Below are 17,810 nucleotides of genomic sequence, written 5' to 3' on the forward strand. Positions count from 1 at the left end.
TGCCCGCGCCGCCGCCGCCGAAGCCCGACAGCTGCAGCGCCTGGTTGGCGTTCTCGTTGACGATCTCGTCCGTGCCGTCGCCGCCGTCGAGCGTGTCCTGAAGAAGTTCGTTCTTCTGGCCTTCAACGACGTCATTCCCGTCGCCCGCATCTACGGTGTCCACGCCGCCCTTGGGCCGGATGATGTCGTCGCCGCTTGTGGTGGTGAAATCGCCGCCGCCAGTCGTGTCGAAAGTTTCGTTCGCGTTGGTTCCATTCAGCACAGCCATGGTCCGTCCCCCAAGTAAAATATCGCGCGGAACGGAGGGAATGACTTTGCTCAGGCCAGGCACAAACGGTAAACCATCACACCGGCGTCACAAAATTGCCGGAATCACCCCTCCAATCTATGGTTCATTCTCCCGAATCGTGCCTTTTTGTCAATATTGGGGCGCCCTGAGGAAGTCTTGATAAAATGGTATTGCAAAGAGAAATACAGCTTTGGGTAGTAAATTTGGGTGTCGGGGATAAAGGCGACAGGAGGCATTTTTTCACCGTCTTCGGGCAGCATGCCCCACTTTTTCGGGTAAGTCATTGAAATTGAAAAGACTCGGCGCATAGAGTGCGTATGGGGTTTTCCGACTGGGCTTCGACAAAGATATCCTGAACGCAGAATGGGTATTAAAGTTGACGTAACGTAAAGTAAATCAGGAAATTCCACCGAAGGGCCCGCCGCAGTGTCGATGGCGTTACGCGAGGCGTTCAAGTATGCCGCGACGAATTGAAAAAACCATACTGCGAATCGCCAAGCCTGAACAACTGTCATCCGCGGCAGAACAGTGGCCCGAGACGACAAGGATTGTACGAAAGATTTGGTCTAGTCTTTTCAAATTGCGCTGCGTTACCTTTTGGGTTGCGACACACGCTGGAGCGGAGGCACCATAAATCTACCATGTCGTGACGACAGCCCAGGGCAATGGGGGACTACGTCTGTAGATACGCGTTGGCCATCGCACCCGTCGCTTCCGTGTCGGAACTGCTTGTAGTAAATTGAAGTGGGATAGGAGGGGGCCATGGCCAAACTCAAGGGAGATCGGTTCGACAATGTGATCGACGGCACACTGTTCGATGACATCATCAAGGGGAAAGCCGGCAACGACATTTTAAGCGGACTAGCTGGCAACGATATTATCAACGGCGGCAAAGACGATGATCGTCTCTTCGGAAATGACGGCGACGATTTCCTCATCGGCAAGAAGGGCAAGGATTATCTCGACGGCGGTGCCGGCAAAGATGTGCTCGATGGCGGCAGGGGCGAGGACGAGCTTCGCGGCGGAAGCGAGGACGACGTCCTGATCGGGGGTGCAGCCGGCGATACCCTGTTTGGCGACGATGGAAACGACATTCTGATAGGTGACAAGGGCCTGGTTACGGCGAGCGGAGCGATCAAGCACTTAGGCGGCGGCTCTGACGAGTCCGGCGGGTCGGGTTTCGGTCTGTCCGGTGGCTCGCGAGGTTCTGACGGATCCGATGGCTCTGGTGGCTCTGGTGCATCCGGAGAGCATGGCGGATCCGACTACCTGAACGGCGGGATCGGCGATGACATTCTGATTGGCGGCGCCGCCGGCGACGCGTTGATGGGCGGCGAAGGCGCCGACATTCTCATCGGTGATAATGGTGAGGTCACCTCTGCCGGCGCAGTCTTGGCCGATCCTTTTGTCGGAAAGAAGTCGGACAACGACGTTCTCGACGGCGGCGAGGGTGACGACCTGATCTTTGGCCAGAACGGCGACGACACCATTCTCGGCGGCACCGATGACGGTTCGATTGAGGTTGGCGGGCTGTATTACCCGGCCGGCTTCAACAACGATCCGGTCGATCTGGCCGATATCGCGAACCCGGGCGACTTTGCGTCAGTCGAAGTGATCTCCGGCAACGACCGGATTGGCAAACTCACGACGCTCGGTGATCTGCCCGACGGCGACAACGTGTTCCGGATCGACAATTTCGGCCCCAACAGCGTCGAGACGACATACATCGTCGATCTCGTTGGCGGCGGCGAATTCGAAATCACCGTTCCGGCCAATTCGCGTACCGTCATCAATACCGGCAGCGCCAATCTCACTGTGCGGCTGCTCGACGAGGATCGGAACCTGCTTCAGACAAAGGCGGCGAATGACAATCCGATCAGCTTCGATCCGGTCATCACGATCGAGGTCGGCGACGTCCTGACCGGCGGCGACGGGGCCGACGAGTTCGTCTACAATGTGGGCGATGGCGTCGACGAGATCACCGACTTCGAACTAGGCATCGACAACATCACGCTTGCGGGCCGGACGGCGGCCGACGTGTCGATCAGCGTAGAGGATGGAAACTCGCTGATCACCTTCTCGGACGATCCAAATGGCGCAATCCTGGTCGACAACGTCGCCCTGACCGTCGACGACCTCAGCTTCTGAGGCCCGCGCGAATGGCCGGATGACCGCATCGTCGGGCGCTCGGCCCCACAAAAAGGCGATCTGCCGCCCCGCGCCAGGGGCGGCAGGCACCGGCGGTGGACCGCCGGACGTGTGCGGCAGGCCGATGCCCTGCACGTGATGAAAAGGCGCCTGCCACCGGATGCGCACGGATCGAGTTCAGGAAATCGTCGAAGCCGTACGGACGGCGAGCGAACGGTTGCTCGGTGCGGCGCCCGATCGCATATTCGCGCCCGGCGGATCGCTGCGGGATTCGATACGGATCCAGATCGGGGACCGCGACGTCATCCTGACCCGTCGCGCGTCGCCGGGGCGGGCACGGCTCGAGGCCGAATGCCTTACCCGTCTACACGCCGCCGGCGCGCCCGTGCCGGCTGTCCTGGCGTTCGACGGCACGTGGCTCGCCCAGGCCTATGTCGCCGGAACACGGCTGAGCCGCGCGCTCGCCCACGGCACGGAAGCCGAACGTAGGCGGGTCTCGGCGAGGGCCGTGCAAAGCCTGTTGGCGATCCACGATGCAGCGCAAGGCACCGGCTTGCGCGACATCGCCCCGAAGATCGGGCACGCGCATGACTGGATCGAACGCGTCGCCAGGCGGCCATGGCGGCTGTCCGAGCGGCTCGACCTCGCGCCGCCGACGTGCGCCGTCGAGCGGATTTGCGAAGAACTCGCGGTCCGCCAGACCCGTTTTGTGAAATGGGACGCTCGGCCCGGGAACGCCATCATGACGCCCGCGGGCAAGGTCTGCTGGATCGACTGGGAGCATGCCGGCTGCCGGGAAGGCTTTGAGGATTTCACATGGCTCTCCGCCGACGAGTACTTCTTTGCCGGGGTCCAGCCGGTCGTCGACGCGGTGCGCGAAAGATATGCCACCGGACCGGGTTTTGGCCCCCCCTTGGTTGCGATGGCCACGTTCGCCTGCCTGCACGCAACGGTCCGTCTGGAACTCATCCTGAATGCCATTCAGGAGAAAGGATGGGGGAAACTCGACGATCTGTCCCGCCGGGACGCCATCGGCACAAGTGCCGAGAATCTTTGCCAGCTCCTCGAGAACGGACAGGTCTGGGCCGGGCAGACCGAGTTCACGACACCGTTCGCGGACTGGTTCTCGTCGGTCCAGGCAGCCTTGCCTATGAGGGCCCTGCCGGAGCCGCCCGCGTAAGGGTCCGGGTAGGTTTGGGACGTTCTGTCCGCGCTTGCGTCAGGGGCTTGTCTTCGCAGTATCGCCGGTAGGTCTTACCCGGACTGCCTCGCCTTTGGGTCGAGGCATCAGCCCTTTTCAACGCCATGAATGCCGTGGATCCGGCGAACGACGGCAAGACAAGGGGATATGTGAGCGTCAGCCGTTGACCCGACCGAGGAGCAGGCTGCGGAGCCAAGTCGTCTCCAACATATCTGTCTTTGCGTCAATCTTGATCTGACTGGCGGAAGCCCAGCTCATACGCGAGCACCCCGATGCCGGATTGGCTTGATGGCAGCTTCGTCCGCAACTCGGTCATCGGGACGGGCCGAAGCGAACGGCCGCAATGGCGAACGTTCGATTTCTGTTCCATCGTTGAGCGCGACCGGCGTCAAAGTGTTCAAGTCGATGCCGAAGAAAACCGCTGCACACCAATAGCTTACAAGCTATTCACCAAAATGGCGCAGTCATGAGGTCCGGAGAATATCGACCCTGAGAGACCGCTTCCGGGCCTTGTGGCGGCTGGCCCAGTGCTCAGCCCCACCCACATAACCCTCGAAAACAACGCAAAAATCCGGCCGCGGCCGGATCGGGAGAACGCTTTCGCAAGGGCAAGTGGCGGAGACGAAGGGATTCGAACCCTCGAGACGGTTTCCCGCCTACTCCCTTAGCAGGGGAGCGCCTTCGACCACTCGGCCACGTCTCCGTTGACGCGTATAGCCAAGGAAACAAAGGGATTACAAGGCGAAACTGCCCTCATCGTCAAAAAACTCCCTTCCGTCAATAACCGCTTCAAGTGGCACTGAGAGGCACCGAGTTTGGGCAAGATCTGGTCAATTTCCCTCACAGCGAAAGCGCCCTCGAACGCGTCAAGCGTTTTGTGAGGCCGCGCAGGCCGAACGCGCCCTTGAATCTGCCAAGGTCGTTTCCGGCCGGGTCTGCACGATCCGATCTCCTTTCCAGAAGGAGGTTGGGACATGAAGACCAACGGCAAGGACCCGGTTCGGCGAGCGCCGAAGAGCTCGCTACGTATTGGAGACTGCCCTCGGCCAGGGCTGCCCGGGAGCTCGCGCGAGCGGTCGGCGTTCGTCATGTCGGCGGCCGCTATCCGTGGTCTTCCATTTGGGCAGCCGAGGGGCTCGCGCCGCCTCCGCGATCACGCTGGGACGAACTGAAGCTGCCACACTGCACGTTGGACGACATCGCAGGCATCCTGGGGGAGTCGCCCCGTTCCGCCCGGCGGCGCGGCTTGGCGAAGCCCGATGCGAGTTTTCCAGACCCAATCCCGCTAAGGAAAAAGCCGATGCTCTGGCGAAGGGCGCAGCTACGCGCCTGGCAGGCAGGGTTGCCGGTTCCTCACTATAAGCGCGCCGCGACGACAGCACCGTGCTCGCTGAAAACCCCTAAGCCCCGTCAGCAGAAACCTGTTTGCAACTCATTTGATCCTTGGGCTGCTGCACGATCTGCGGCCACCGAGAACGATTAAATTACACCCCCGACGAAGAACGGAAAAGACGACAACCACCCGGCAAGATTGTTGCTGTGGTTCACTGAAAGGTGGGCATAATCTATCCCGAGGCCCTTGTAGGAGAGATGTTCGTCGGTCATGACGATTTGACCGGCGTTCACATTCTTGCGCTTCACGGCCTGCACGGTACGGGCCGTCGTGACTTTGACGACCTCAGCACGAAGCTCGCCATCGCGCTTCAAGACCCAGGACACGACAGCCTTGCTTGCGCCACCCTGAGAACCGGGAATGCGCTTGTCGGCGTGTTTGTTCTTCACCCCTGCCGCCCACAAAGTTTTCGTCGGTGTCCACGGGACCGTCCAGAGTGGCGTTAAACGACTGAGTGCGGGCGGCATGGCGGAGGCGGTGCAGCACATGCCATGCGCTTTTCTGCGTGATGCGCAGATCGCGCGCCAACGTGGTCGAAGCGACCCCCTTCTTGTGGTTGGTGATCAGCCTGATCGCCATGAACCACTTGCGCAGCGGTAGTATTGTGTCGTGGGAAATCGTTCCGACCTTGAGAGAGAACAGCTTCCGGCAGTCACCACACTTGAAGGTCTTGCCGTCTGAGTAGTGATAGATGCGCTGCCGTCACAATGGGGGCAAAACTCGCCGTCGCGCCAGCGGATCGCGCGCAGGTGGTCGAGGCACGACTGCTCATCCGGGAAGGCTTCAAACAGATCGTAGAGGCTTTCAAACTTACCGAGCATGGCGTCACTCCTTCTATGACACCAAAATAGTCTCAGGTCAGCTTTTGGTTAAGCAGGCATATCGGTCCCTAAAACTTCGGCCGATTCGCCAAACGACCCAGTGCGTCGGGCCATCAAGTGCGCTCACAGCACTACCGCCAGCCGAAAAGGCTCTCTACCGTCGATCTGCTCCACATGGGACACCCACAAAACTGCTACACAAAGGTGCCACACAGACCCGCGCAAGTCATTGAATTCAAAGGGAGATTTAAACTGGCTGGGGTGGCAGGATTCGAACCTGCGGTACGCGGTACCAAAAACCGTTGCCTTACCACTTGGCTACACCCCAACCGTGGCGGCGTATCTACGACGGAGGTTCGGGGGGTTCAAGAGGTTCTTTTCAAAAAATGCATCACGCCCGGGCCGCGGGCAGCGCGGGAGTGTCGGAGGTCTCCAGCATGTCGGGCGAGAAGAAGCGGAACCGGGCGCGGCCGGCCCGTTTGGCGGCGTAGAGCGCGATATCGGCGGTCTCGAGCATCTGGGCCGCGTCCGGTTGTTCGCTCTCGCTGATGGCGATTCCGATGCTGGCGGAGATCCGGCAGCTGCGGTCGTCATGGGCCACCGGCTCCTCGATTCGGGCGATCATGCGGGCGGCGAGGTCGCGCAGGCGGGTGCGACTGGTCAGGGCGTCGAACACGATGACGAACTCGTCGCCCCCCACCCGGGCGGCGATGTCATCCTTGCGGGTTTCTTCGGCCATGATGCGCGCCGCGGTGCGCAGCACCTGGTCGCCCGCGGCATGGCCCATCGTGTCATTGACCTGCTTGAAGAAATCGAGGTCGATATGCATCAGCGCGAAAGGTTGACCGGCGCGGCACAGCCGGTCGAGCGCCACGTCCAGCGCACGGCGATTGCGCAGGCCGGTCAGCGTGTCGGTATAGGCGCGTTCCTCGGCGGCGACCATGGCGCCCTGGAGCCGGGTGTTCAGGCTGCGCGAGGCATCCATGGCGGCGGATTTCGCCTCGACAAGGTAGAGCATTTCCACCGCGAGGTCGGTGGGGGCGAAATCGGTGCTGGTCAGGGCATAGTCGCGCACGGCATCGACGACGGCGATGCCGAAGGATAGGTTGATGACTGCCCCGCCCTGCCCGTCCGAGACGAGGATGCCCTTGAGCGGTGTGCGGATCCCGCCGCGCAGGCGCAGGTGCAGCTTGCGCCCCTCGGTCTGGAGGAGCTGGGCCATGCTGTCCACGGCGCGCGGGCGGTAGACGTCGAAGATCTCGAGGAAGCGCGCACCCGCAAGCGGGGTCGGCGCGATCTTGTGCAGGGTCGGTCCGGCCTGTCGGATATGGCCGGTCGGGGTCAGCACCGCGTGCATCGGGCAGATCTGGTGCAGCATCCGGTCGGGAAAACAGCTCATGCCTGCCCCCCGGCCGGGGCGGCGGCAAGCTCGAAATCGCGCCCCTCGGCATAGGCGGCCTCGACGATGGTGATCTCGATCACCTGCCCGTCGCGCCCGGCCTCCTGCAGGTCGAGCAGCGCGAGCGCGCCGTAATCATCGGCCATGGCCTGAAGCAATCCGACCAGCGCAAAGCCGAAGCCCGGCAGCTGCCCCGTGATTCGCAGGTGAAAGCGGTTCTGCGCGAGGTCGCGCAGTTCGAGATCGGGCAGCACCAGATCGGCCACGACCAGTCGCGCTCGGTCGGGCAGGTCGTCCAGCGAATGCAGGAACTCGATGAAATCCACACCGCCGAAGCGCAGCAGGCGGCGCAGCCCCTCGCTGTTGGGATGGGAGACCAGATAGGTTCCCACATCCTCCAGAATGGCCTCGCGCGGCTTGTTCAGCACGGCGCCGGCCGCGTCGAGCACGCGAAAGAACACCTCTTCCGGATAGTTCAGCATCGCCTCGAACCCCGGCGCCGTCAGGTCGGCCGCCGCCGCGATGCGGGCCCAGATCTCGGTCCCGTATGTGTCCTGAAGGAAGACCTGAAGCGTCTTCAGGATCAGTCCGTGCATGGCGCCATCCCTCGTGTCATCGGGGCGAGGATGGCGCGCGGATCTTAAATTTCGCGTAATGATTTCAATTGTGTGCAAAAAGGCTGCGGTCGCCCAGCCGCAACACCTGCAGCTCGCGCGGCTCCAGCACGGCCTCGCCGCGGTGCAATGCTGCCAGATGGGCGTCCCGAAGCCGCCAGGCCGGGCCCGGCTCGCCACCCAGCCCCGCCACGGTACCGCCCGACAACAGCCGGCCGTTGCGCAGCGTCACGGCGCCGACCTCGACCTGGTCGGGGGCGACGCGCCGGAAGACAAGGCCGCGCGCCTGCGGGTCGCCGGGCAGGAAGCGCGCGAAGTAGAGGGCGCAGCCCGGCCCCTCGGACAGGCGATTGTCGCAGGCGCGCAGCAGGTTGGCGATCTGCACGTCGCCCAACTCGCGCAGCGCGTCACCGCCCAGTGTCATGTCGCCGGGATAGACCGGCAGGATGGCCAGCAGGCGGGCGCGCTGAGAAGATGACGGGGCGGGCGCGGCGCTGCCGCGGGCCAGGCGGCGCGTCTCGGGATCGGCCAGCTCGGGCCGGGCCGCGGCGATGCGCTCCTGCGCCGCCTGTCCCGCAAGGCCCCAGTCGCCGGCAAGCTCGTCCAGCGCCAGCGCGCGCGCGGGCAGGCCCGCCAGCGCGCGCTGCGCCTGGTCCTCGGCCGAGATGCGCTCGGGCACGAAAAGCGGGGTCAGCCAGATCACGCAAACCGCCAGCGTGGCCAGCGCCATCCAGATATTGACCTCGCGGATGCGCGCCATCCAGCCCGCGCGCAGGACCAGCGCGGCGACATAGCCGATGCCGTAGACCACCAGCACTGCCGCCACGGTGAAGGCCATCAGCCGCGCCGGGGTCCAGCCATAGGCGCTCACGCGCATCCAGATCGCCCAGACCGCCAGCGCGGCCAGCACCAGCACCAGCGCCGCCAGCCCCACGGTCGCCCAGCGCATCAGCGGCGCCTGTACGGCCTCTTGCCGATTGCGGTCCACCGCCACGGTGACCAGCACCACCGCCGCGATGCCGAAGGCCATCAACGTCGCTGCCGGAGAGAAGCCGCGCACCAGCCCGTCCCAACCCTGCACCGGCAGCGCCACGAGAAAGACCGCGACGACCAGCAGCACGACCGGCACGAAAAGTCGCAAGAGCCGCAGCACGAGATCGGGTGCGAGATAGGCGGCCATCTCGTGCACCGCGGCGAGGGCCAGGCCGAACACCGCTCCGGTCAGCGCCCAGGTCACCGGCGGGTGCCGCGTCACCATCTCCATCAGGGGCAGGCCCACGATCTGCAGCAGCGCATCTGACAGCGACAGCAGCCCCCAGAACAGTGCCGTGAACAGCGCACCGGCTAAAAAGCGCACGGCGATCTGCCAGCTTTGCGCAAAAAGCACCGGGTAGCTGCGCCAGCCCTCGGGATCGCTCAGCAGCGACAGAAGAAAGGGCGTGACGATCACCAGCGCCATGCCGAAACAGAGCAGCGGGTAGCCGAGATCGAGGAAATCCGAGACATCCGCGTGGCGCCCCGCGGCCCACCACAGAAGCCCCGCCAGCACCACACCGCAGCCCAGCGCCGGCAACGCCACGCGGCGCAGGCGCAGAGGGCCGGTCAGGGCAAGGCCGATGCCGAAGGATGCCGCGGCAAAGCCCGTCAGGAAGAGCATGCGCCGTTCGCCCAGCACCCCGTCGCGCCAGCCCTCGCCGAGCGCCCAACCGCTCAGCCCGGCGAGCGCGCCAAGCACGACGAGGGTCAGGGCAAGCTTGCCGGGGGAGCGGGCGGTCATCGGCACGGTCCTTTCCCGCCCAGTCTTGCCCCCCGCCCGGCACTGGCGCAAGCCGCGTCTGGGCGGCCTGCCGGCTCAGAAATCGGTGGGCGCGCCCCCTTCCCGCTTGCGGCGCTCCACGAAGGCGGCCAGTTCCTCGCGAATGGCCGGGTCCATGGGCGGGGCCTCGAACTCGTTCACGATCAGCTTGAACTGGGCATGGGCGCGCTCGGCCGTCCAGACCGCGCCGGCGGATTGCCAGGCCTCGAAATTCTTCCAGTCCGACAGGAAGGGCTGGTAGAAGGCGGTCTCGTAGCGGGCCTGCGTGTGATCGGTGCCGAAGAAATGCCCGCGCGGGCCGACCTCGGCGATCACGTCCAGCGCCAGCGCCGCGTCCGAGGTGTCGCAGATCTCGGGCTCCATGTAGCGCTGCAACTGCTGGAGCACCTCGCAATCCATGATGAACTTCTCGGGGCAAGCGATCAGCCCGCCTTCCAGCCAGCCGGCCGCGTGATAGACGATGTTGGTGCCCGACTGGATCGCGGCCCAGAGGCTGTGCTCGGTCTCCCACATGGCCTGACCGTCCGGCACGTTCGAGGTGCACACCCCCGAGGCCCGCATGGGCAGCCCGTAGAACCGCGCCATCTGCCCGGTCATCTGCGTGGCGCGCATGTATTCGGGCGTGCCGAAGGCGGGCGCGCCGGTCTTCATGTCCACGTTCGAGGTGAAAGTGCCGATCACGCAAGGCGCGCCCGGGCTGATGATCTGCGCCAGCACGACCGCGGCCAGCGCCTCGGCCAGGCTCTGCACCACCGCGCCGGTCATGGTCACCGGCGCCATGGCACCTGCCAGCGTGAAGGGCGTGACCACCAGCGCCTGCCGCCGCCGGGCCAGCCGCATCCAGCCATCCAGCATGGCCCAGTCATGTTTCAGCGGCGAGGTGGAGTTGATGTTGGTATAGAGCCGCGGCGTCTGCGCGAACTCCTCGTGGCTGTGGCCGCCCGCGATGCGCACCATCTCGACCACGTCCTCGACCCGCTCGGGGCCCAGGCTGTAGGCATGCACCACCTTGTCGGTCAGGGTCAGCTTGTCGAAGAGCACGTCGAGATGCCGGGTCGAGGCATGCAGGTCGACAGGCTCCACCGGGTAGCCATTGGCCATGTGGATACAGTTGAAATACTGCGCCAGCTTGATGAGGTTGCGGCATTGCGCGCGGGTGCCGGGCACCTTGTGGCCGATCTCGAGATCCATGTAGTTGGGCGGCGAGGCGACATTGCCGAACAGGATATGCCCGTCCCCGACCGTGATCTGCCGGTCGGGGTTGCGTGGGGTCAGGGTGAAGCTGGCCGGCGCCTGTGCGATGACCTCCATCACTATGTCGCGGCCCATGCGCACGTTCTCGCCCGCGACGGTGCAACCCGCCTTGCGCAGGATCTCCAGCGCCTCGGGGTGCAGGAACTCGATCCCGATCTCTTCCAGCACGCGCATCACCGCGTCATGCACCCGTGCCACCTGTTCAGGGCCCAGCGGCTCGGTCGGGCGGTCGATATTGCGCGGCAGGCGCCACGGGGTCTGCTTGATGACCGGGCCGCTGCGGCGGGTGTTGCCGGCGCGGCCGCCATGGCGGCGGCGTTTCGCGGCGATCGCGGGCTGGGCAGTGTCGGGCATGGCGTCCTCCGAAGCGCGGGATGCCCTTCATGACACACCCGGCCGGGGCCGCTTTCGTGTCGGATCGCGACGGAATCAGTCGTTTTCGACAGGCGCGCCCTGCAGCCAGGCCGGCAGGTGGCCGATATGGGGCAGCACCACGTCGGCGAAGGGGGACAGCGCCTCGGCCGTGGCCAGCCCGGTCAGCACCCCCACGCACCACATGCCAGCGGCGCGCCCGGCGCGCAGGTCATGCGTGCTGTCGCCCACCATGACCACCCGGTCGGGCGCGTGCCCGGTCGCCCGCGCGAAGGCCCAGAGCGGCTCGGGCGCGGGTTTGGCGCCATAGCCGCTGTCGGCGCCGGCGATGAAATCGAAGACCCGCAGGATGCCGGCGGTCGTCAGATGGGCGCGCGCCACCGATTCGCTGTCATTGGTCACCACACCCAGGCTCAGGTCCATCGCGGCCAGCTCGGCCAATAGCGGCACCAGCGGTACCGGCTCGGCCAGGGGCGCATCGGCGGCTGCCTCGACGAGGAACTGCTCGATCTCCTCGACACGCCAGCCCGGCAGCTCGGTGGCGAGACAGGCCGCCGCCTCGGCATTGGTGCCGGCGATGACCGGGCTGTCGGGAAAATAGCGCCCGGCGGCAAGATCGTAGCGCGCCGCCGCCGCCAGACGCGCCGCCAGCCCGTGATCGCCGCCCGACAGCGCCGCCACCACTTGGCCCGCCCAGACATTCCACGTGGCCTCGAAGTCGAACAGGGTGCCGTCCTTGTCGAACAGCACGGCGTCGACCCGGGGCCTCATGTCCAGTGCACCTGCTCGCCTCCGGGCAGCGCGGCGCGCGCCTGCGCCGGCGTCTCGGGCGACAGCCCGGCAGAGAGGCAGAACTCCTGCACCCAGGCATCGTCCATCAGGATGAAATCCAGCACCGAGCCCTGGAAGCCGGGATCCTCGAGGCCTGAGCGGAAATCCGCCTCCGACGCCCCGGTGGATCCGGTAAACACCTGCAACAACTCGTCATTCGCCGCCAGCCAGGCCACCGCCTGAAGCCCGACCGTCTCGGCCTTGTCCCGTGATAGCGCCACTTCGCCTCAATCCCGAAAGGGTTTCTTAACCAATCTTCACCAAATTCCACCTCGAGGACAAATGCAAGCAGTTGGCCGGACCGAACCGGGAACGGCAGGGTCGATGGCATGAGGATGAGCAATGGCAGGTCGGATACTTGTGGTCGATGCGGTGCCGACGAACCGCATCGTGCTGCGCGTCAAGCTGTCGGCGGCCTTCTACGAGGTCGTGCAGGCGGGCTCGGGGCGCGCCGCGCTGGAGCTGATGCGCAAGATGCGGCCCGACCTCGTGATCGCCGCGGCCGAGCTGCCGGACATGACCGGCCGCGCGCTCTGTGCCGAACTGCGCCGCGGCGCGGGCGAGCGGCGCCTGCCGGTGGTCATCATGCATGGCGAGGATGATCCCGGCGAGCGGCTGGCCACACTGGCGGCGGGCGCCGATGACGTTCTGGCCCGGCCGATCGACGACCTGGTGATGCTGGCACGGCTGCGGTCCTTGCTGCGGGCCTGCGATGCCGAGGCCGAGCTGCAGCTGCGCGACGACACGCGCCGCGCGCTGGGGCTGGCCGAACAGGGCGCTTCCTATGCGCCGCCGGCGCTGGTGGCGCTGGTCCCCACCGGGCGCGACGCAGTGCCGCCCGCGCTGGTCGAGGGCTTGCGCGCCCGGATCGAGGACCGGGTCACCGTGATCGAGCCCGACAGCGCCCTGCGCGAGAGCGGCGCGGTGCCGGATGTCTTTGTCATCGCCGAGGGCCCGGGCGGCCAGGGCGAGGGGCTGGCCCTGCTGCCGCAGCTGCGTGCCAGCCGGCGCACGCGCCATGCCGCGCTGATCTACGTGGCCCGGCCGCACCAGCGCCGTGCCGCGGCCGCCGCGCTGGACATGGGCGCCAGCGACCTGCTCGCCGCCGGGCCCGACCCCGAGGAGCTGGCGATCCGGCTGCGCACCCAGATCGACCGGAAGCGCACCGCCGACCGGCTGCGCGCCAACATGCGCGACGGGCTGCGCGCCGCGGTCTGCGACCCGCTGACCGGGCTCTACAACCGCCGGTACGCGCTGCCGCACCTGTCACGGCTGGCCGAACGCGCCGGCCAGCAGCGCCGCCCCTACGCGCTGCTGCTGGCCGATCTCGACCATTTCAAGGCGGTGAACGATGTCTATGGCCATGCCGCCGGCGACGCGGTGCTGACCGTGCTGGCGCAGCGGCTGCGCGACAACCTGCGCGCCGCCGACCTGATTTCGCGCTGGGGCGGCGAGGAGTTCCTTGTCGCCATGCCCGATACGGACCGCGGCGCGGCGCAACGCACGGCGGACCGGCTCTGCCGCGTCATGGCCGAGGCGCCGGTGCCACTGCCCGACGGGCGCTTGCTGACCGTGACGCTGAGCATCGGGGTGGCCTGCGGGCCGGCCGGGGGCGATGCCCAGCCGCTGGAGCTGATCGACAGCGCGGACCAGGCGCTCTATGCCGCCAAGGACACGGGCCGCAACACGGTGGTCATGGCCGACACGGTGACCACCCTGCCCCGCCGCCCGGCCGCGCCCGAACTGCCGGCCGCGGCGGCCGCGCCCCGGCGCGAGGCGCGGCGCAGCTGAGCCCGGCTCAGTCGCGCGGTCGCTTGTCGCGGCGGCGCGCGTCCAGCCGGGCCAGGTGATCCTCCAGCCGGTCGGCATAGGCGCGCCGGTCCTCGGGGCTCATCCCTTCGAGCATCGCGAGAAAGACCTCCTGCCCGCGCAGACGGCGCGCTTCGGCCCGCGCGACCTGCGCTTCGACCAGCGCCTGCATGGCCTGCGCATCGAAGGGCTCGGCGCGCAGGACCTCAAGCGCCGCGCGGTAATCGTCCAGCAGATCGCGGCGCACCCCGTCCCAGTCCTCGCGGAAGGCCTGCCGCAGGTTGTCGCGCAGCGCGCGGCCCTGCGCCTCGTCAAAGGCGCGCGTGTAGGGAAAGATCGCGTCACCCGGTTTGTGCCGCCCGTCAGGCGGGCGCGGGCCACCGCTCAGCAGCATCCCCGCGACCAGCCCCGCCACGGCGAGGTTCAGCGCCAGCGAGGCAAAAAGCACGATGCGCAGCCAGGGTTTCGGCGCGCCGCGCCGCGGCAGTTCGGCCATGGCCTATCCTTCCATCATCGCAAGGTCGAAACCGCTCAGCGGATCGACACCCAGCGTGTCGATCGCGGCTTCCTGCAGGGGCCAGACGGTGCTCAGCCCCTCGGGCGGGCTGACACCCAGCCAGATCCCCGCCGCGCAGGCCGTGGCCAGCCCCGCCACGCCCGGCCAGCCCCCGATCGCGGCACGCAGCTGGCGCCACAGCGCCAGTGGCCCGCCCGTTGCCGGGCGCGGCCGTTCGGCCAGCGCCTCGGCCTCCAGCCGCGCCATGAAATCGCCCGAGGGCTGCGGGTCGGTCTCGCGGGCGGCGGCGAAGAATGCCTCCAGCCCCGTCTCGTCCTTGCGCTCAGTCATCGTCCCGGTACCCCAATTCATCCCGGCGCCCCAGCAGGCGCGCCTCCAATGCCCGTTTGCCGCGCGCTGTCAGACTTTCCACGGCGCGCGGGCCGATGTCCATGATCTGCGCGATCTCGGGATTCGACAGCCCCTCGATATGGCGCAGGATGACGGCCTGGCGCTGGCGGTCGGGCAGATCGTCCAGCGCCGCCTGCAATGCCTCGGCCCGCGCCGCCTGCTGCATCTCCGCTGCTGCCGAGGGCCTGTCATCCTCGGGCTCGGGGATCGCGTCCAGCGCCGGGCCGGCCCGGCGCAGCCCGCGCATCCGGTCGATGCACAGGTTCGCCGTCACCCGGTAGAGCCAGGTGGTCACCTTCGCCTCGCCATGTCGCCAGCCGGGCGCCGCGCGCCAGAGCCGCAACAGCGCCTCCTGCGCCACGTCCTCGGCCTCGGCCCGGTCGCCGCCCAGCATGCGCATGGCATGGGCGAAGACGCGCGGCCCCAGCCGCCCGGTCAGCGCCCGCGCCGCGGCGGCATCGCCCTCGGCATAGGCGGCCAGAAGCTCTTCGTCCTCGCAGTCGTTCATCGCGTCATACGGCATCCCGATCCCGTCCCTGCGCTAGCGGCACCCGCGCCCGGGCGCAACGCCGGCCTGGGGGCCGGGCCTGGGGCCCGACCCCGCCCGCGCATCAGTGGCGCTGCATCCAGCGCGGCATGCCGCCGCCGCGGTGCTCGTGATCGCCGCGGTCGTGGAACCGCCCGCCCCGGTCGCGCCGGTCGTGCATCTGCGCCTGCGCGGTCTCGATCTCCTCGCGCGAGATGGCGCCGTCCTCATCGGCATCAAGCCGTTGCAGCATGCGGTCGAAGCCGGTCGCCGCGGGTCCGCGCTTGGCGGCCTCTTGCGGGCTCAGCTTGCCGTCGCCATCGGTGTCCAGCCGCTCCAGCATCGCCTCGGCCCGGGCCGCGCGGCGCTTCTCCATGCGCTCGGCGCGCCGCTGCTCGGCCTGGGCCGCGACCTCGTCGGCCGAGAGGAACCCGTCCCCATCCGTATCGGCCGCGGCAAACCGCTGGGCCCCGGCTTCCTCGATCTCGGCCGCGGTCACCTTGCCGTCGCCATCGAGGTCGAAGCTTTCGAACATGGCGTCGATGCGCGCACCGCGCCCCTCGCCGCCCTTGCCCTGTGCCATTGCCATGCCGGTCGTGGCCATCAGGAGCACCAATGCGCCGCTCATCCAGTATGCCTGCTTTTTCATGTGCAAGGTCCTTCCTCTTGCTCGTGTCTGTCTGTTCGAGCGCCCTTCCCGGGGCGTCTCTGCAGGCTTTCACGGGCCGGCCGGCGGCTTCCGTCGCAGAAAATGCGGCCCGCCCATCACGCCCGCGTGAGATGTGACATGCCGCCGCAAGGACACCATGCGCCCTTCCGAAGCGCCGCGCCGCCCCCCATCCTCTGCGCGGAACGAGCGAGGACATCATGAGTGAGACCAAGGACGACCCGTCTGAACGCGACCTGTGGATGACGCTGTGGAAGGGCTGGCGCCGGCGCTGCCCGCAATGCGGCTCCGGCCCGATGCTCACGGGCTACCTGAAGGTGCGCGATCATTGCCCGGTCTGCCGCGAGGAACTGCATCACCACCGCGCCGATGACGGGCCGGCCTACCTGACGATCCTGATCGTGGGCCATGTCATGGCGCCGCTGCTGCTGGTCGTGTTCACCACCTGGCGGCCCGAGCCGCTGACCCTGTTCACGATCTTTGCGGTTGGCTGCGTCGCGCTGTCGCTTTACCTTCTGCCCCGGCTGAAGGGGGTGATCGTGGCTTTCCAGTGGATTCGCGGAATGCACGGGTTCACGCGCCCCGGCTGAGACAGGCATTTGGGGCAGAGCGCTGCATGACGACGACATCCCGGCCACCGATCGACAAGACCGCGATCCGCCACGCCGCCACGGTCATCGCCGTGCGCGACCGTCATGCGCGGCCGCGCGTGTTGATGGGCCAGCGCGGTGCCAAGGCAGCCTTCTTTCCCAACAAGTTCGTCTTTCCCGGCGGCGCGGTGGACGAGACCGACGCCAAGGTGCCGCTGGCCCGGCCGCTGCCGCCGCTCTGCGCCGCGCGGCTGGCCGAGGACAGCCCCCCCGGCCTGCCCCGCGCGCTGGCCACCGCCGCCGTGCGCGAGCTCTGGGAAGAGACCGGCCAGATCCTCGGCGTGCCCGCGCCCTGGCCCGGGGGCGTGCCGGATGACTGGCTGGGCTTTGCCGGCACCGGCCATCGCCCCGCGGCGGACGCCCTGCAATTCGTGTTCCGCGCGATCACGCCGCCGGGCCGGCCCCGGCGCTTCGATGCGCGGTTCTTCCTGCTCGATGCCGAGGCGCTGATGTCGGATCCCGACGATTTCTCGGCCGCCTCGGACGAGCTGTCGCACCTGCAATGGATCGCGCTGGACGAGGTGCGGAATTTCGACCTGCCCTTCATCACCGAGGTGGTGCTGGCCGAGGTCGCGGCACGGGTGCAGGATGACAGCCCGCCCGACTCGGTGCCCTTCTTCCGCAATGACGATGAAGAGAGCCTGTTCTTGCGCCTGCGCGGGGCCCAGCCCGCCGACCAGACGTAAAGCGCTCTAGAGAAACCCCCGCCAGAGCAGCAGCCCCGCAACACCGGCCGCCACCAGCGCAAGCCGGCCCAGAAGCGCGCCAAGCGCGCGGCTGTGCAGGATGCGACGGCGCTCGCGCGGGCCGGGCCCGGTCAAATGCGCCACGGCGCGGTCATGGGCGCGGCGCACGGCGCGGCGGTCGATCTGCGGCGCGATCCTGGGATGCCCGGCCAGATGCGCGGCTTCTGCCACGTCCAACAGGTCGCGCCGCACCTCTGCCGGCAGCAGGCGGCGCGCCTGCTCGGCCCGCTCGGCCAGATGGCCCCGGGTCAGGCCCAGCCGCCGGGCCATCAGCCGCTCCAGCCGGTCCACCCGGCGTGCCAGTTCGCGATCAACCCCCATGGGGTCACGCTAGGCCGGGCGACCCCGGCGGCTCAAGCACCAAGCC

Annotated in this window: 17 protein-coding genes, 2 tRNA genes and 2 pseudogenes; 5 read left to right on the forward strand and 16 right to left on the reverse strand. The window is 67.2% G+C overall.

Annotated elements, in window-relative coordinates:
- Positions 1 to 268: pseudogene (locus AVJ23_RS00005) on the reverse strand (hypothetical protein); the annotation flags it as partial.
- Between the two features lie 783 nt (positions 269 to 1,051).
- Between AVJ23_RS00005 and AVJ23_RS00010 the strand changes: the two are divergent.
- Both AVJ23_RS00010 and AVJ23_RS00015 read left to right on the forward strand, forming a co-directional pair.
- On the forward strand, positions 1,052 to 2,437 hold the full coding sequence (locus tag AVJ23_RS00010) for a calcium-binding protein (RefSeq protein WP_058860111.1): 1,386 nt from the start codon (positions 1,052 to 1,054) through the stop codon (positions 2,435 to 2,437).
- A 160-nt stretch (positions 2,438 to 2,597) separates the two neighbouring features.
- Positions 2,598 to 3,617, forward strand: a complete 1,020-nt coding sequence (locus tag AVJ23_RS00015; protein WP_058860112.1) for a phosphotransferase family protein — start codon at positions 2,598 to 2,600, stop codon at positions 3,615 to 3,617.
- Positions 3,618 to 4,251: 634 nt separating this feature from the next.
- On the opposite strand, the gene AVJ23_RS00020 is transcribed toward AVJ23_RS00015, so the two are convergent.
- From AVJ23_RS00020 to AVJ23_RS00060, 10 genes and pseudogenes are all read right to left on the reverse strand, one after another.
- Positions 4,252 to 4,341 (reverse strand) — tRNA-Ser (locus AVJ23_RS00020).
- A 776-nt stretch (positions 4,342 to 5,117) separates the two neighbouring features.
- Positions 5,118 to 5,360: pseudogene (locus tag AVJ23_RS23625) on the reverse strand (transposase); the annotation flags it as partial.
- Positions 5,361 to 5,594: 234 nt separating this feature from the next.
- Complete coding sequence (locus tag AVJ23_RS23535; protein ID WP_084794162.1) at positions 5,595 to 5,852, reverse strand: transposase; 258 nt, start codon at positions 5,850 to 5,852, stop codon at positions 5,595 to 5,597.
- Positions 5,853 to 6,105: 253 nt separating this feature from the next.
- Positions 6,106 to 6,180: transfer RNA gene (locus AVJ23_RS00030), tRNA-Gln, on the reverse strand.
- 63 nt (positions 6,181 to 6,243) lie between these two features.
- Positions 6,244 to 7,251, reverse strand: coding sequence for a GGDEF domain-containing protein (locus AVJ23_RS00035; RefSeq protein ID WP_058860114.1), 1,008 nt, complete (start codon positions 7,249 to 7,251; stop codon positions 6,244 to 6,246).
- Positions 7,248 to 7,847 carry a heme NO-binding domain-containing protein gene (locus tag AVJ23_RS00040; RefSeq protein WP_058860115.1) on the reverse strand — a complete coding sequence of 200 codons (600 nt, stop codon included), beginning with the start codon at positions 7,845 to 7,847 and terminating at the stop codon, positions 7,248 to 7,250. The genes AVJ23_RS00035 and AVJ23_RS00040 overlap by 4 nt, the downstream gene beginning before the upstream one ends.
- 64 nt (positions 7,848 to 7,911) lie before the next feature.
- On the reverse strand, positions 7,912 to 9,642 hold the full coding sequence (locus AVJ23_RS00045; protein WP_058860116.1) for a DUF4153 domain-containing protein: 1,731 nt from the start codon (positions 9,640 to 9,642) through the stop codon (positions 7,912 to 7,914).
- A 75-nt stretch (positions 9,643 to 9,717) separates the two neighbouring features.
- Positions 9,718 to 11,289: a trimethylamine methyltransferase family protein gene (locus tag AVJ23_RS00050; RefSeq protein ID WP_058860117.1), complete on the reverse strand. Its 1,572-nt coding sequence runs from the start codon at positions 11,287 to 11,289 to the stop codon at positions 9,718 to 9,720.
- Between the two features lie 75 nt (positions 11,290 to 11,364).
- Entirely contained in the window at positions 11,365 to 12,078 is a 714-nt protein-coding gene (locus AVJ23_RS00055) for an HAD family hydrolase (protein ID WP_058860118.1), read from the reverse strand.
- Complete coding sequence (locus AVJ23_RS00060; RefSeq protein ID WP_058860119.1) at positions 12,075 to 12,359, reverse strand: DUF3572 domain-containing protein; 285 nt, start codon at positions 12,357 to 12,359, stop codon at positions 12,075 to 12,077. The genes AVJ23_RS00055 and AVJ23_RS00060 overlap by 4 nt, the downstream gene beginning before the upstream one ends.
- A 121-nt stretch (positions 12,360 to 12,480) precedes the next feature.
- On the opposite strand from AVJ23_RS00060, the gene AVJ23_RS00065 reads away from it, so the two are divergent.
- Entirely contained in the window at positions 12,481 to 13,929 is a 1,449-nt protein-coding gene (locus AVJ23_RS00065) for a diguanylate cyclase (RefSeq protein WP_084794164.1), read from the forward strand.
- A gap of 7 nt (positions 13,930 to 13,936) precedes the next feature.
- Here the strand turns inward: AVJ23_RS00065 and AVJ23_RS00070 are convergent, their stop codons facing one another.
- From AVJ23_RS00070 to AVJ23_RS00085, 4 genes are all read right to left on the reverse strand, one after another.
- Positions 13,937 to 14,443 carry a periplasmic heavy metal sensor gene (locus tag AVJ23_RS00070; RefSeq protein ID WP_058860120.1) on the reverse strand — a complete coding sequence of 169 codons (507 nt, stop codon included), beginning with the start codon at positions 14,441 to 14,443 and terminating at the stop codon, positions 13,937 to 13,939.
- A gap of 3 nt (positions 14,444 to 14,446) precedes the next feature.
- The gene (locus AVJ23_RS00075; RefSeq protein ID WP_058860121.1) at positions 14,447 to 14,794 is read right to left on the reverse strand and encodes a hypothetical protein; all 348 of its coding nucleotides are present in this window, start codon (positions 14,792 to 14,794) and stop codon (positions 14,447 to 14,449) included.
- Entirely contained in the window at positions 14,787 to 15,377 is a 591-nt protein-coding gene (locus tag AVJ23_RS00080) for an RNA polymerase sigma factor (RefSeq protein WP_205626822.1), read from the reverse strand. Before AVJ23_RS00080 ends, AVJ23_RS00075 begins: the two co-directional genes overlap by 8 nt.
- An 88-nt stretch (positions 15,378 to 15,465) precedes the next feature.
- Entirely contained in the window at positions 15,466 to 16,029 is a 564-nt protein-coding gene (locus AVJ23_RS00085; RefSeq protein WP_058860123.1) for an EF-hand domain-containing protein, read from the reverse strand.
- 218 nt (positions 16,030 to 16,247) lie between these two features.
- On the opposite strand from AVJ23_RS00085, the gene AVJ23_RS00090 reads away from it, so the two are divergent.
- Both AVJ23_RS00090 and AVJ23_RS00095 read left to right on the forward strand, forming a co-directional pair.
- Complete coding sequence (locus tag AVJ23_RS00090) at positions 16,248 to 16,637, forward strand: DUF983 domain-containing protein (protein ID WP_058860124.1); 390 nt, start codon at positions 16,248 to 16,250, stop codon at positions 16,635 to 16,637.
- Positions 16,638 to 16,663: 26 nt separating this feature from the next.
- On the forward strand, positions 16,664 to 17,383 hold the full coding sequence (locus AVJ23_RS00095) for an NUDIX hydrolase (RefSeq protein ID WP_058860125.1): 720 nt from the start codon (positions 16,664 to 16,666) through the stop codon (positions 17,381 to 17,383).
- 6 nt (positions 17,384 to 17,389) lie between these two features.
- Here the strand turns inward: AVJ23_RS00095 and AVJ23_RS23435 are convergent, their stop codons facing one another.
- Positions 17,390 to 17,764 (reverse strand): hypothetical protein, encoded by a 375-nt coding sequence (locus tag AVJ23_RS23435; RefSeq protein ID WP_157772582.1) that lies wholly within the window; start codon positions 17,762 to 17,764, stop codon positions 17,390 to 17,392.
- Positions 17,765 to 17,810 lie beyond the last annotated feature (46 nt).

This window comes from Pseudoponticoccus marisrubri, from assembly GCF_001482405.1.
Lineage (GTDB): Bacteria > Pseudomonadota > Alphaproteobacteria > Rhodobacterales > Rhodobacteraceae > Pseudoponticoccus > Pseudoponticoccus marisrubri.

What these genes read in the sequence shown, in the direction of transcription:
- AVJ23_RS00010 (WP_058860111.1), top strand. Translation starts at nt 1,052, where the DNA reads ATGGCCAAACTCAAGGGAGATCGGTTCGACAATGTGATCGACGGCACA.
- AVJ23_RS00015 (WP_058860112.1), top strand. Translation starts at nt 2,598, where the DNA reads ATGCGCACGGATCGAGTTCAGGAAATCGTCGAAGCCGTACGGACGGCG.
- AVJ23_RS23535 (WP_084794162.1), bottom strand. Translation starts at nt 5,852, where the DNA reads ATGCTCGGTAAGTTTGAAAGCCTCTACGATCTGTTTGAAGCCTTCCCG.
- AVJ23_RS00035 (WP_058860114.1), bottom strand. Translation starts at nt 7,251, where the DNA reads ATGAGCTGTTTTCCCGACCGGATGCTGCACCAGATCTGCCCGATGCAC.
- AVJ23_RS00040 (WP_058860115.1), bottom strand. Translation starts at nt 7,847, where the DNA reads ATGCACGGACTGATCCTGAAGACGCTTCAGGTCTTCCTTCAGGACACA.
- AVJ23_RS00045 (WP_058860116.1), bottom strand. Translation starts at nt 9,642, where the DNA reads ATGACCGCCCGCTCCCCCGGCAAGCTTGCCCTGACCCTCGTCGTGCTT.
- AVJ23_RS00050 (WP_058860117.1), bottom strand. Translation starts at nt 11,289, where the DNA reads ATGCCCGACACTGCCCAGCCCGCGATCGCCGCGAAACGCCGCCGCCAT.
- AVJ23_RS00055 (WP_058860118.1), bottom strand. Translation starts at nt 12,078, where the DNA reads ATGAGGCCCCGGGTCGACGCCGTGCTGTTCGACAAGGACGGCACCCTG.
- AVJ23_RS00065 (WP_084794164.1), top strand. Translation starts at nt 12,481, where the DNA reads ATGGCAGGTCGGATACTTGTGGTCGATGCGGTGCCGACGAACCGCATC.
- AVJ23_RS00070 (WP_058860120.1), bottom strand. Translation starts at nt 14,443, where the DNA reads ATGGCCGAACTGCCGCGGCGCGGCGCGCCGAAACCCTGGCTGCGCATC.
- AVJ23_RS00075 (WP_058860121.1), bottom strand. Translation starts at nt 14,794, where the DNA reads ATGACTGAGCGCAAGGACGAGACGGGGCTGGAGGCATTCTTCGCCGCC.
- AVJ23_RS00080 (WP_205626822.1), bottom strand. Translation starts at nt 15,377, where the DNA reads ATGCCGTATGACGCGATGAACGACTGCGAGGACGAAGAGCTTCTGGCC.
- AVJ23_RS00085 (WP_058860123.1), bottom strand. Translation starts at nt 16,029, where the DNA reads ATGAAAAAGCAGGCATACTGGATGAGCGGCGCATTGGTGCTCCTGATG.
- AVJ23_RS00090 (WP_058860124.1), top strand. Translation starts at nt 16,248, where the DNA reads ATGAGTGAGACCAAGGACGACCCGTCTGAACGCGACCTGTGGATGACG.
- AVJ23_RS00095 (WP_058860125.1), top strand. Translation starts at nt 16,664, where the DNA reads ATGACGACGACATCCCGGCCACCGATCGACAAGACCGCGATCCGCCAC.
- AVJ23_RS23435 (WP_157772582.1), bottom strand. Translation starts at nt 17,764, where the DNA reads ATGGGGGTTGATCGCGAACTGGCACGCCGGGTGGACCGGCTGGAGCGG.